The sequence below is a fragment of the Enterobacter sp. PL_is511 genome (genome assembly GCF_055816065.1).
The window spans coordinates 295470-309059 of the sequence record NZ_JBVPGP010000023.1 but is presented as its reverse complement, the minus strand read 5'-3'; the positions used below and the strand labels follow the sequence as shown (position 1 = coordinate 309059).

The window sequence follows — 13590 nt, the reverse complement described above, 5'->3', positions numbered from 1 at the left end:
AGATGCCGGTAAAGCAATTGAGAGGAATTACAATGGATGCAGCATTGCTTAACATGATGCAATCAGGTGGAAGAAATAAAGCCTGGGCGGAAACGATGGTGAATATGGAAGCCAGAAAACTGGTAAATACAGCCAACACTCTGTCGGCTTTTCATCTCAGCGATGGTCTGACTCGAATGAAGTTTATTCAGGAAATTCGGGACCTCATAGAACAACAGTTTACGTTAGCTCGTCGTGCTAAATCAGATGAAGAATGCATGGAATGCGTTAAAAAACTTAGAGAAGAAAACTATAACCTTCTGGAACAAGCTCGTTTATTACGAACTAAGGCAGCGAAGCTTTACGCTAAAGTCGAGTTCATCCGAGAGAATAACAAAATTGTTGGGTATGTGATCTCGGCAGTTAGTGTTGTCCTGGCCGGTGCTGAAATAGCCGCAGGATTTACCCTTATTGGCACTATGACCCCTCTCGGGGTCCTTGCTGGTGCGGTTCTGGTTACTGACGGGGCAAACAGCATCAGTAAAGAAGTGGCTCGCTACGCAACGAACAACACTACCAGTGAAGGGCTGGTCGCGGATGCCGCGATGTCTACAGCTGAGTTTATGGGCTTTAGTCGTGAGAACGGGTTAGGTGTCTACAAATCAATTTCACTGGCCGCTAACGCTTATACCATTTTTGGCTTGTTGCGGCGACCAGGTACCTGGCGACTGTTTCGTTATATGCCCACAGACTATTACCGAAAGGTGAGCACACTGAGCCGCCCGCAGCTTACAATGAAAATTGCTGGTTATGGGGTCAAAGCTAAGATTATTTTTGATCTGTTGTCCGTCAGCGACCCGTCCCAGAATTAGTCAGCATTTTACGATAACGCCAGGATTTGTAGCCAAGTTTTGCTGGCGTTATATACCAGATAAAAGGGAGTACAATCAATAACGTGAGCGCAAGTGTCAGACTTGTATCCCTGGATGCAAGTAAAAGAGTTAAAGCCAGTATGATAAAGGCAATAATAGTTATCCACTTCATTGCCTTAAAACGATTGGCCAGATCATGAGTTACGCTATCAAACGAACCACCGTAATTCTCGATATTGTTTTTTAGCTTTTGAAGATCTCGTTTACTAAAACCTGATTTTAAAAGTGCTTCTTCGCTCGTCATTCTGCCATCCGTCCCATAACTCACTGAAACCTGTGACGAAGTTTAACTTAATTTGACGGATAAATCGCTCCTTGACGATATTTGTAAAATTTTTATTTAAATCAAATATTTGAAGATATGCTACACAGTAGCGGTGACCAGACTCTTCAATCGTGTCCATGACAACGTCCTTGTGTCGTTTTGCCAGAGTAAATCCAAACCCAAGGCCAGGAAGTTGTCCTCATCCAGCATTCTCAAAGCTCAGAATACCGCCCGCAATTTTGCTTTTAATCTATCCTCACCCTAGGGATCGTTCCCACCTGCGTCCAGCAGTTTGTTTTTAAAAATAAACAAACACGCCTCATTAAAGTTCTCCGCCCCCAGGCGTTCCGAGAGCGCCGTGCGTTTGCGGTAGAGGCTTTTCACCGACGTATTCAGCTCATCGGCAATAGCTTCCATCGACATCCCTGCCCTCAGCAAGCGCAGCATGATCGCTTCGTGCGTGCTAAGCCGTAAATTCAGCAGCCACTTCGTGGTCAGGCGCCTGCCTTTCATATTGAGCACCAGATTAAACAGCGAGGCCATATCCGGCGCAGTGAGCGACGTGTTCATAAACAGCTTCATACTGAGCAGATTCTCCTCGCGGTGACGCATATCAAGCATAACGCAGCAGATTGTTTTTTTCGTTCTGGCCGGATGGCGTATCAGGTAATCATATAAACGGAGCGGACAACGACTATCAATCAATACAGAATATTCATCTGCACCGTTATCAAATATGTTTCTGTCAATCGAGTCGAGCAGGATAATATCCGGAAAAAATATCCGCATTCCTCTGACAAGGTAGCGATCCTGAGTCACTAACACTATTGAAGTTGCCACTAACCATCCCTTTTAGATTAAAGCAAGAACGATCCTTCAGAAAGAAGGCCGCCTTCGTTTTATAGCGCTGTTATATTAACGATAAATGTATTCTGGCTTTGGACATCCCTCAATACAGACATTGATGAGTAAGACTTCCTGTAGACTATCATTCAATGTCTGCCATTAATTATAAATAAAAAACAATCGCAGAAAAGTCACTTCTCTAAACATTAAGAATTTTTGTCATGAAACTTCCCAAACATGCACCAGAAAGTACTTTAATTGAGGCGGATAAACGTCATTAAAAATATATACAAAATTGTCACAATAAAAATAAAATCATTTTATTTCAGTCAGTTACGATTAACCCTCCAATTCAAAATAATCATTAAAACCTGCTCATTCCAGAATTATCTCAAAACTACTCAGCCGCTTTTCAGCATATTTATCCGGCAACATATCAGGTGTACATTACCTCCCATCCAGTCTACTGAGATGAGGATCCATAATTACCTTTAAGTAAGTACCCCGTAACATCACTGCATTCAGATTTAATGTTCTCATTTATGGCCTTTTACGCTGAGCTTAAAGGCGGCCGTGTTATGCAATGGATTCATGATAAACAAATGGCAAATAGATATGGAAAGATCACTTAGCTTCAGTACATTATTCTTTTATCGCACCCCAACATTATTGTTTCTGTTATTACTCTTTCCTGTTCTGGTTCAGGCTACGGAATCCGTTTATGAGCAACAGATTCAACAGGCGCGTAACGGTAATTACACGTCGTTTCTCGATTATCTTCAGCGTTATCAGCAGCAGCATGCCCTGACGCCTGAACACGTCGCGGACTGGTTACAGGTGGCGGCCTGGGCAGGTCATGATGACGAGGTTATTCAGGTCTGGCAGCGCTACAGCATTTATATGCCGCTGCCCGCCCGTGGCGTTGCGGCTGTCGCGCAATCCAGGCGAAATCAAAAGGCGTGGCAGCCCGCCCTGGCGCTCTGGGAAAAGGCGCGCAGCCTTGCGCCGGATAACGATGATTATCGTATCGGCTATATCAAAACCCTGGCCGATGCCCGCAAAGATACGCTTGCCCTGCAGGAAGCCCGGCGGCTGGTGGCGGAAAATCCCTCTCAGGCGCATCTTCAGACGCTGGCGTATGTCTGGTTACGCCAGGGAAAAAGCTGGGATCGGCTATTAGCAGACACGCGCGCGCTGAATATCTCACCTGAGAATAAAACGCTCCTCAGGGAGCTGATCGATGCGCTAACGGATAACCGGGTCAATACCCCCGCGCTCCTTCTTTCACAAAAGGTGGCGCTGTCCCCCGCGGAGCGTCGTCGCCTTGAGCTGAATGCCGCAGCCGAAAGCGTTCGCCTTGCCGATGTGCCTGGCCGAACAGAAAAGGAGCGCCTGCAGCTTGCGCAATCTGCGCTGAATCGTTACGGCGCGCTGCTTGCTCGCTGGCAACGCGAGCCGCAGGCGGCGGAAGACATCATCCTTGCGCGTATCGACCGGCTCGGCGCGCTGTACGCCCATGGTGATTACCCGCGGGTCATCAGCGAATATCAGGATCTGACGGCAGCCCAGCATCCGGTGCCGGGCTGGGCAATCGGCTGGGTGATCTCCGCGTACCTGCAGGAGAAAAACGCGGCTGCCGCCTTCTCGCTTCTGCAACGCTATCCGCAATACGCTTCCGACCCGCAGGACGAGGAGCACGCGCTTTTCTACGCCTGGCTGGATACGGGAGAGTATCCGTCCGCCCGCCGGTATGCAGAGCGCCAGACCCGCAACGTCCCCTGGACCCGTTACGATTTCGGCTCACCTACCCCTCAGCCTAACGATCTGTGGCTTACCGGGCAGTCGCTCCGTTTTAACTATTTGCTGGCGACGAATGCCCTGCCGGAAGCCGAAAAGCTGGCGCACCATCTGGCGACAACGGCGCCGGGCAATCAGGGCTTACAGATTGACTACGCCACGCTGCTTCAGGCGCGGGGTCTGCCGCGCGCGGCCGAGCAAACGCTGAAAATGGCCGAGGCGCTGGAGCCCTCGAATCTGGAACTTGAGCAGCAGCAGGCTTACGTCGCCATGGATCTGCAGGAGTGGCGGCAGATGGATTTACTGGCCGACGACGTCATCACCCGCACGCCCGTCGATCGCAGCGCCAGGCGTCTGGACAGGCTACGCACCGTCCACCATATGTCCGAACTGCGCCTCAACGCGAGCAAGGGCTTGCACTCCGATAACCCCGTCAGCGGGACGCACGACCTCAACTGGGACGCCACGCTCTATGGCCCGCCCGTAGCGGATAACTGGCGGCTATTTGCCGGCACCCGCTATGCGCAGAGTAATTTCGAAGAAGGCAAAGGCACCAGCCGTCACCTGTTGGGCGGCGTCGAATGGCGACCACGCGACCTCCAGCTCGAAGCCGAGCTCTCCAGCAACCGCTATCACGGGGAAAACAAGCCGGGCGCTCGCCTCTCAACCTCGTACGTTCTGACGGATAACTGGCAGGTCAGCGGCAGCCTTGAACGCCTGTCGCGCACTACGCCCCTGCGGGCGTTACGCAACGGGATCAGCGCCAACCGGGGGGAAGGCGGGGTGCGCTGGTATCAAAACGAGCGCCGTGAGTACCAGTTCAGCGCCGCCCTCAGCCGCTTTTCGGACCATAACCGCCGACAGGAATACACCCTCACGGGTAAGGAGCGTCTCTGGCAGACCCCGTCCCTGACGCTGGATCTCGAACCAGGGATCGCCGCCAGTAAAAACAGCCTGCACGACACGCTCTATTACAACCCGGCGCGGGACCTGTCCGTGACGGCCGCCCTGTCCGTCGACCATGAAATGTATCGCCATTACGACACCCTCTGGAGCCAGCAGTTCGTGGCGGGTGGCGGCGGCTACTGGCAGAAAAATCAGTCCGCTGGCGCCATCACCCTGCTGGGTTACGGACAACGCGTTCAGTGGAACAACGTCATGGACACCGGCGTGATGCTGAACTGGGACAAGCGCCCTTACGACGGCAAACGCGAGAGCAACCTCTCCGTCACGTTTGATGCGACTTTACGCTTTTAAGGATGATGATGATGAACACACGTTTTTCCGTGAGCCTGATACTCATCGGCTGGCTCTGCCTCAGCGCGAGCGTCTGCGCGCAGGCATTTTCGTTTATTGCGCCCAACGCGCGGCCACAGCTGGAGGCGAGCAAACCCTGGCCGCAGAACCAGTTTCTGGTACTGGCCTACCACGACGTCGAAGACGATGCCGCCGATCAGCGCTACCTCTCCGTGCGTACCAGCGCGCTAAACGAGCAGATAAGCTGGCTGCTGCACAACGGTTATCACGTCATCAGCGTGCAGGACATTCTCGATGCGCATGACGGGAAAAAAACGCTGCCGCCCAAAGCCGTTCTGCTCAGCTTTGACGACGGCTACAGCAGCTTTTACACCCGCGTCTGGCCGCTGCTTCAGGCGTGGAACGTTCCTGCGCTGTGGGCGCCGGTGGGCAGCTGGGTGGATACGCCCGAAAATCAAAAAGTTAACTTCGGCGGCCTGATGACGCCCCGCGATCGCTTCGCGACGTGGGACATGGTGCGCGAGCTCAGCCAGTCCCCGCTGATTGAGATTGGATCGCATACCTGGGCCTCGCATTACGGCATTCCGGCCAACCCGCAGGGCAGCCGCGAACCGGCGATCGCCAATCGCTTTTATGATAAAGCCACGGGCCGCTATGAAACCGACCAACAGTTCAACCAGCGGATCGGCGATGACGTTCGTAAAGTGACCGAAAAAATCACGCAGGTGACGGGCAAGGCGCCGCGCGCCTGGGTCTGGCCCTACGGTGCTGCTAACGGTACGTCGCTTGCGATCGCCAGACAGCAGGGTTATCAGCTGGCCTTTACCCTTGAAGACGGGCTGGGAAACGTGCAGGAGCTGGGGAACATCCCTCGTCTGCTGATCGCCGGTAATCCCTCCCTCAAGGCGTTTGCCAGTACGGTAAGCCAGGTTCAGGAGCGCGAGCCCGTGCGCGTCATGCACGTCGATCTCGACTACGTTTACGATCCCGATCCGGCCCAGCAGACCCAAAATATCAACAGGCTGATCCAGCGGGTCTACGACATGAAAATCAGCCATGTTTTCCTGCAGGCGTTTGCCGACCCGCAGGGCGACGGCAGGATCAAGGCACTCTATTTTCCCAACCGTCGGCTACCGGTCCGGGCCGATCTCTTTAATTTTGTCTCCTGGCAGCTGCAAACCCGCGCGGGCGTGAAAGTCTTCGCGTGGATGCCGGTGCTCTCGTTCGATCTCGATCCTGCTCTGCCGCGCGTGCAGCGCCGGGATCGCCAGACAGGCCAGCTGAGCGAGGCCACCGAGCCCTATATCCGGCTCTCCCCGTGGGACCCGCAGGTGCGCCATCAGGTGACGGACATCTATGAAGATCTGTCCCGCTATGCCAGCTTCAATGGGATTTTGTTCCATGACGATGCGGTGCTGACGGACGTGGACGATGCCGGGCAGGACACGACTCGCCAGAAGAGCCAACTGCTTATCGGGTTTACCCACGCCCTGAGCCTGGCGGTGAAGCATATCCGTGGCCCGCAGATAAAAACCGCGCGCAACATGTTCGCCTTACCCATTCTGCAGCCCGAAAGCGAGGCGTGGTTCGCGCAGAATCTTGACGATTTTCTGGCGGAGTATGACTGGACGGTGCCGATGGCCATGCCGTTGATGGAGTCCGTCCCGGTAGACGAAAGCGATGCCTGGCTGACGCGTCTGGTTAAAGCGGTCGCCACGCGTCCCGCCGCGCTCGATAAAACCATTTTCGAGCTGCAGGCCAGAGACTGGGATCGGAAACCGCCGCGCGCCGTTTCCGACAGCCAGCTGGCACAGTGGATGCGCGTGCTCCAGCTGAACGGCGTCAAAAACTACGGCTACTACCCCGATGATTTCATCAACAACCAACCTGATATCTCACGTATCAGGCCTGTATTTTCTTCGTACTGGTACCCTGACAATGACTGATCGCATTATCGCCTTTTCTATTTTATGTCTGGTATTCGGGTTGCCGTTAGGCGTGGCCGCCCTCTTTACCGGTGAGCTGATTCTGGATTTTGTGTTCTTCTGGCCGCTGTTCATGTCGGTGCTCTGGATAACCGGCGGCCTCTATTTCTGGTTTCAGCTTGAACGCCACTGGTCGTGGGATAAAGACACGCCCGCGCCGACGCTAGCCGGTGAGCCGCTCATCTCCATTCTGATCCCCTGCTTTAACGAGGGACGAAATGCCCGGGAGACCATCAGCGCCGCGCTGGATCAGCGGTATGAAAATATAGAAGTTATCGCCATCAACGACGGTTCGTCTGACAACACGGCGGAGGTATTGCAGGCTCTGGCGCAGGAACATCCGCGCCTGCGGGTGATTAACCTCGCGGAGAACCAGGGGAAGGCGCTGGCGCTCAAAGCCGGGGCAGCGGCGGCCCGGGGCGATCTGCTGGTCTGCATTGACGGTGACGCCCTGCTCGATCGCGATACGGCAGCGTATCTGGTGGCACCGCTGATTCAGTATCCCCACGTCGGGGCGGTCACCGGCAATCCGCGTATTCGCACGCGTTCCACGCTGATTGGTCGCATCCAGGTGGGCGAGTTCTCATCGATTATTGGGCTCATCAAGCGGACGCAGCGGATCTATGGCCGGGTCTTTACCGTCTCGGGCGTCATCGCCGCCTTTCGCCGACAGGCGCTGGCGGACGTCGGGTACTGGAGCCCGGACATGATCACCGAAGACATCGACATCAGCTGGAAGCTCCAGCTGCGCCACTGGGATATCTTTTTCGAGCCGCGGGCGCTGTGCTGGATCCTGATGCCGGAGACGCTCAAGGGTCTGTGGAAACAGCGTCTGCGCTGGGCCCAGGGCGGCGCGGAGGTGTTTCTGGTCAACCTGCGCAGGATTGTGCGCTGGGAGCATCACCGCATGTGGCCCCTGTTTCTTGAGTATGCCCTGTCAACGCTGTGGGCCTTCGCGTACGCCATGACGGTGCTGTTATTTATCCTCAGCCATATCGCCCCTGTTCCTGCCAGGCTGACCGTGGAGAGCCTTTTTCCACCGGAGTTTACCGGGCTGCTGCTGGGGGTGATGTGCCTCCTGCAGTTCCTGGTCAGCCTGTACATCGAGCGGCGCTATGAACGGAAGGTGGCCAGCTCGCTTTTCTGGGTGATCTGGTTCCCGATGGTGTACTGGATGATTGGCCTGTTCACCACCCTCGTCGCATTTCCAAAAGTCATGCTTAAACGCCAGCGCGCCCGCGCGCGCTGGATCAGTCCGGACCGGGGAAAAGGACGCATTCAATGAACGAAAATACCTTAATTTTGACCGAACATCGGCTATTGCCACGTGTTTTCGATGCCGCGTTAACGCTGGTGGCGTGGGGAGGCTTTCTGTTTTTCCTGTATGCCCGGCTCTGGATGCAGCTCACCGAGGAGAGCGACCACCGCTGGGGCGTCATTATTGCGTCCTTTAATACGGTGTTGATCTATTTACTGTTCGCCGCGCTCAACGGCTGGCTGCTGATTTTGTGGTATCAGTACAACCGCCGCCGCGCCCACGTGAGGCGGCGTCAGCCGGGCTATTTTCACCAGGAGGAGCTGGCCCGCAGCTTTAATGTCTCACCGCAGATCATCTCCGAGATGAGCCAGTACAACCTGCTGACGGTCTATCATGACCAGATTGGCCGCATCATCGATCTGAAGATCAACGGGCTGGAAGAGGAAGAACAGTAACGAAAAGCCCCCGCAGAATGCCCTGCGGGGGCTTTTTTACTGCGGGTAAGAGCTACTTATCTTTAACTACAATCAGCGGCTCGATATCACTCTCTTTCTTCACCACCAGCGAGTCATCGCCGCGCAGGCAGGTTCCGCCGTAGTTCCCACCCACGGTGAAGGTGCAGACCTGAATGTACTTGCCGTCGACCTTCGGCAGGCACCACAGCTGCTGGTAGATGTTTTTACGGTCGACAAACTTGCCGCTGGATTTATCCAGCAGCTCGTCCTGGGCGCTAATCAGGTCGATATTGCTGCCGCAGCGTCCGGCAATCGGCTTGACGGCATAGCCGGTCTGCTTCAGCAGATCGTTAACCTCAAAATCGGTGTCGAGCAGGTAACGGTGGTTCGGGAACAGCTGCCACAGTACCGGGAGAATCGCCTTGTTGCCGGGAATGACGGTCCACAGCGGTTCAAAGACCAGCACCTCCGGGCGCAGCAGGACGTCAATCAGGCGCACCTCGCCTTCAGGATGTCCGGTCCGGATCGGCACGGCGGCATATTCGGTTTCGCTGACCTCGCGGATCTGCTCTATCGCCGTCTCCCACGCCCAGGTTTTCCACACGCAGTTGACGTGGCGACCTTCGTCGTCAATCAGCTGTCCGGCGGCATCCCAGCTCAGCGCCCCCAGCCCGTGCAGGATTTTGGTTTCAAACCCGGCCTGCATCAGCGAACGCTGGATAAAGAGCGCGTGATAGTCCTCTTCGACATCGTTGTCCTGCATGATGTGGACAAACGGCCGCGCGTGACTGTGCTTCCAGGCGCCGGTCAGCTCTTCCAGCAGCCCTTCCGCCGGGTTATGCCCGTTGCCGCGATAGCCGTTTTTCACCCACTCTTCGAGAATCAGCCCGCCCTCGGTATGGCAGGAGGCGGAGTCGGCGTTGTACTCGTAGACCTTGATCCCGCGCTCATCCATGCAGAAATCCATACGACCGGTGATCATATGGTGACGACGCCACTGCCAGGAGAGGCGCAGGCGCGGCCAGAGGATTTTCGGGATGTCGAAAAGCGCCAGCAGGCTGTCGTCTTTCAGCACCTTGTCCGTCGCGTGCAGGTACATCAGGTGCAGTTCGTTGGTGGCCTTGATCAGCTCCTGCTCGGCGCTTTCGGTAATGGTGAAGTACTGGCAGGGATCTTTGTTGATCACATGGCCGTTGGCGCGGATATACGCCTGCTGCAATGCGTCATTTTCGTTAAGCCATTTTCCGTCGAACTGACGCCTGTTTTTCAGCCGCGCGCCGCTGATTTTCAGCAGTTCGCCGTCGATTTCCGGCTGGGGAATGCTGTGTTCCGTGTCGTCGGTCTGGATCATCCAGCCGAGGATCTCCGTGTCGTTGAAAGTGTCATGGATCGTATAACACCCGTTCTCCACGCTCAGACGCAGCTCGCGCGTCCACTGCTGCCCGAGCGGCAGCGGAGAGTGGATCACGTTCTGCTCGGCGATACGCACCTTATCGTCCAGAAGCTGGGTGATCACCGCCACGTGGCCGGTCTCGTGAAACTCGCCGCCCTTTTGCCAGATCAGCAGCGCCCCGGCGCGCGGCGCGCGTTTTGAGCCATTGGCAAAAGCCTGAAGGGGCAGAATATTATCGTTCACCACCTGACGCAAAAAGCGCAGGGAGAAGATCTCCCACGCCATGCCGACGTCGGTAAACACGAAGCCATAGTTGAGAAACAGGAAACGGCGGGCAAACTCAACGCACTGCCACTTGTGGCCCATGTATTCGTTGCCAATATAGCTGCGAAAATCCGCGTCTTGCGGGTAGTTGCGCGGGTCCAGACTGCCGTAATTTGAAGAGTAAATCGCCACGCCACCGGGCGCATAGCCTAACAATGTCCCGAATGGCGCATCACTGCTTAACTTTCCTTTACGCATGTATCCAACCTAAAACAGGCAGGCGGCAATTTTTTTAAGGGTTGTCGTCGTCTGCACGTTGTAATTAACCTGACAGAGGGGCATTTATCATACACCTGCGTGGGGCATTAATTACACGTTAAACAACCAGCACGCCGCGAAATGCCCTGGCGCAATCTCCCGCATGGCAGGCTCCTGCGTCTGGCAAACCGGCATGGCATGCGGGCAGCGGCTGCAGAACTTACAGCCCGGCAGCGCGGACGTGGGGCCTGGAATGTCGCCGCGCAGGGTGGCGTCTTCGAGATTGCGGATGCGCGGATCGGGCTGGGGAACCGCCGCCAGCAGCGCGCGGGTGTAAGGGTGCGCCGGACGCTGATACAGTTCATTCGCCGGGGCCACCTCCACCAGCTTACCGAGATACATCACCCCAATGCGGCTGGAGATATGGCGCACCATGGAGAGATCGTGGGCGATGAACAGATAGGTCAGCCCCAGCTCCTGCTGCAGATCCTGCAAAATATTCACCACCTGCGCCTGCACCGAGACGTCCAGCGCCGAAAGCGGTTCATCGCACAGCACAAATTCAGGACGCACGGACAACGCGCGGGCAATACTGATGCGCTGACGCTGCCCCCCGCTGAACTCATGCGGGAATCGTTCAAGGTGTTCGTGCTTCAGCCCCACTTTGTAGAGCAGCGTTTCCGTACGTTCCCGCTGTTCTTCGCGGCTGTAGCCGTGGATCTGCATCGGCTCGGCCACCAGCTGTCGTACCGTCATGCCGGGGTTGAGCGAGGAGTAAGGATCCTGAAAAATCGCCTGCATCCGCTTACGCAGCGGCTTGAGCTCTCTTTCGCGGGCGTGAGCGATCGCCTGCCCGGCAAAGTGGATCTCGCCAGAGGTAATATCGAAAAGGCGCAGGATGGCGCGCCCGAGGGTGGATTTCCCACAGCCGGACTCTCCCACCAGGCCAAACGTCTCGCCGGGCTGAATATCAAAGCTCACGCCATCAACCGCCTTCACGGCCACGCCTTTACGCAGCAAACCACCGTTAAGCTGATAATGTTTGCGCAGATCGCGAACGCTCACTAATGGCGCCTGTTGTTCACTCATGCCTGAATCTCCTTATCGGCCCATAGCCAGCAGGCGGCGCGATGACCCTCTCCGGTGGTGTAAAATGCGGGCTGCCGTTCACACTGGGGCATGCGTTTCGGGCAGCGTTCGGCGAACGGACAGCCCGGCGGCGGGTTAAGCAGCCCGGGCGGCGCGCCTTCGATGGGCGATAAGCGTTGATTAACCTCGTCCGGGCGCGGCAGCGAGGCCAGCAGCCCCTGGGTGTAAGGATGTGCAGGGCGATAAAAAATGTCCTCCACGCTCCCCTCCTCCATCACCAGCCCGCCGTACATCACCACCACGCGGCTGCAGACCTGCGCCACCACGCCGAGATCGTGGGTGATCAGCAGAATCGCGGTTTGGGTCTGCTGTTGCAGGCTTTTCAGCAGACGCAGGATCTGCGCCTGAATGGTCACGTCCAGCGCGGTGGTTGGCTCATCGGCAATAAGAAGCTTCGGGTCGCAGGAGAGCGCAATCGCGATCATCACCCGCTGGCGCATCCCGCCGCTGAACTCGTGGGGATACTGGTCGTATCGGCGTTCCGCCTCGGCAATGCCCACCTGTTCCAGCATGGCGATGGCCGCCGCTTTGGCCGCTTTTTTGGTCAGTCCTTTATTGCGCATCAGGATCTCCGCCATCTGTTTGCCGATGGTCAGCACCGGGTTCAGGGCGGTCATCGGATCCTGGAAAATCATCGCGATCTCGTTGCCGCGAATGGCGCGCATCTGCTCAGGGGTTTTCTGCGCCAGATCGTCATTCTGGAAGCGGATGCTGCCGCCGGTTATCCGTCCGTTGTTCCCCAGAAGCTGAATGATCGACTTACAGGTGACGCTTTTCCCGCAGCCCGACTCGCCGACGATGCCGACAAGTTCTCCCGGCTGTACCTGAAAGCTCACGCCGCGCACCGCGTGAACCTCGCCCTCGCGGGTGCGGAAGGTGGTTTGCAGGTTCTCAAGCGCTAACAGGTTACTCATCGCGATTCGCTCCTGGCTCAAAGGCGGTACGGAACACATCGCCCAGCACGTTAAAGCTGAACACCGTCAGCAGGATCAAAATGCCGGGGAACATCGCCAGCCACGACGCTTCGCCAATATACGACTGGGCGTTGTTGAGCATGCTTCCCCACGATGCCGCAGGCGCCTGCACGCCCAGCCCTAAGAAGCTGAGCGTCGACTCCATCAGAATGGCCGAGGCGATATTGAGCGTGGCGGCCACGATAATGGTCGGCAGCACGCCGGGAATAATGTGGCGCACGATAATGCGCAGCGGGTTTTCCCCCGACGCGCGGGCATAAAGCACATACTCGCGCTCTTTCACCGATAAGGTTTCTGCGCGCACCAGCCGCGACATGTTCATCCACGTCAGCAGGCTGATGATCAGAATGATGTTATCCACGCCCGGCTTGAGGTAAGCATTCACCACCAGCAGCAGGAAGAAGGCCGGAATGGCCATCAGGATATCCACGGCGCGCATCATCAGGTTATCCAGCCAGCCGCCAAAATAGCCGCTCACCGTTCCTACCACCGTGCCGATAAGCGTGGAAAAGAGCATGGCGAGAAAACCGACCATCAGGGAGATCTGGCCGCCATACAGCGCGCGGGTGAAGTAGTCGCGGCCATACTCGTCAGTGCCGAACCAGTGCGCGGCATCCGGCGGTAGCGTACGCGCGCCGAGCGCCATCCGATCCGGATCGTACGGACTTAGGCCCGCACAGAGCGCGGCGACAACGAAAATAAAAAGCACAAACAGGGAGAACTGCGCCGGACGGTTGCGGCGCAGCTGGTGACGAACCTGCTGCCAGCGTCTGCTCAT

At 56.3% G+C, this 13590-nt stretch carries 11 protein-coding genes; 5 read left to right on the top strand and 6 right to left on the bottom strand.

What is annotated here, in order from left to right; translation table 11 throughout:
• Positions 1-32 precede the first annotated feature (32 nt).
• Positions 33-851, top strand: a complete 819-nt coding sequence (locus AC0TN7_RS13745) for a DUF4225 domain-containing protein (RefSeq protein ID WP_024906534.1) — start codon at positions 33-35, stop codon at positions 849-851.
• Here the strand turns inward: AC0TN7_RS13745 and AC0TN7_RS13740 are convergent.
• On the bottom strand, positions 829-1155 hold the full coding sequence (locus AC0TN7_RS13740; RefSeq protein ID WP_071995311.1) for a hypothetical protein: 327 nt from the start codon (positions 1153-1155) through the stop codon (positions 829-831). The two genes, AC0TN7_RS13745 and AC0TN7_RS13740, sit on opposite strands and share 23 nt — an antisense overlap.
• Positions 1156-1437: 282 nt before the next feature.
• Positions 1438-1965 carry a helix-turn-helix domain-containing protein gene (locus AC0TN7_RS13735; RefSeq protein ID WP_048990453.1) on the bottom strand — a complete coding sequence of 176 codons (528 nt, stop codon included), beginning with the start codon at positions 1963-1965 and terminating at the stop codon, positions 1438-1440.
• 672 nt (positions 1966-2637) lie between these two features.
• Between AC0TN7_RS13735 and pgaA the strand changes: the two genes are divergently transcribed.
• Genes pgaA through pgaD form a run of 4 tightly spaced genes read left to right on the top strand, consistent with a single transcriptional unit; the run spans position 2638 to position 8774 of the window.
• Positions 2638-5076, top strand: a complete 2439-nt coding sequence (gene pgaA, locus AC0TN7_RS13730) for a poly-beta-1,6 N-acetyl-D-glucosamine export porin PgaA (RefSeq protein ID WP_473702211.1) — start codon at positions 2638-2640, stop codon at positions 5074-5076.
• 8 nt (positions 5077-5084) lie between these two features.
• Positions 5085-7022 (top strand): poly-beta-1,6-N-acetyl-D-glucosamine N-deacetylase PgaB, encoded by a 1938-nt coding sequence (gene pgaB / locus AC0TN7_RS13725; RefSeq protein ID WP_473702210.1) that lies wholly within the window; start codon positions 5085-5087, stop codon positions 7020-7022.
• Positions 7015-8346 carry a poly-beta-1,6-N-acetyl-D-glucosamine synthase gene (gene pgaC, locus AC0TN7_RS13720; RefSeq protein WP_473702209.1) on the top strand — a complete coding sequence of 444 codons (1332 nt, stop codon included), beginning with the start codon at positions 7015-7017 and terminating at the stop codon, positions 8344-8346. Before pgaB ends, pgaC begins: the two co-directional genes overlap by 8 nt.
• Complete coding sequence (gene pgaD, locus AC0TN7_RS13715; protein ID WP_061714482.1) at positions 8343-8774, top strand: poly-beta-1,6-N-acetyl-D-glucosamine biosynthesis protein PgaD; 432 nt, start codon at positions 8343-8345, stop codon at positions 8772-8774. Before pgaC ends, pgaD begins: the two co-directional genes overlap by 4 nt.
• A gap of 52 nt (positions 8775-8826) precedes the next feature.
• Here the strand turns inward: pgaD and gss are convergent, their stop codons facing one another.
• From gss to AC0TN7_RS13695, 4 genes are all read right to left on the bottom strand, one after another.
• Entirely contained in the window at positions 8827-10689 is a 1863-nt protein-coding gene (gss, locus tag AC0TN7_RS13710; protein WP_061714481.1) for a bifunctional glutathionylspermidine amidase/synthase, read from the bottom strand.
• A 111-nt stretch (positions 10690-10800) separates the two neighbouring features.
• Entirely contained in the window at positions 10801-11778 is a 978-nt protein-coding gene (locus AC0TN7_RS13705; protein ID WP_463727309.1) for an ABC transporter ATP-binding protein, read from the bottom strand.
• A complete protein-coding gene (locus AC0TN7_RS13700) occupies positions 11775-12752 on the bottom strand; it encodes an ABC transporter ATP-binding protein (protein ID WP_157189719.1) in 978 nt (325 codons plus the stop codon). Before AC0TN7_RS13700 ends, AC0TN7_RS13705 begins: the two co-directional genes overlap by 4 nt.
• On the bottom strand, positions 12745-13590 hold the full coding sequence (locus tag AC0TN7_RS13695) for an ABC transporter permease (protein ID WP_021242100.1): 846 nt from the start codon (positions 13588-13590) through the stop codon (positions 12745-12747). The genes AC0TN7_RS13700 and AC0TN7_RS13695 overlap by 8 nt, the downstream gene beginning before the upstream one ends.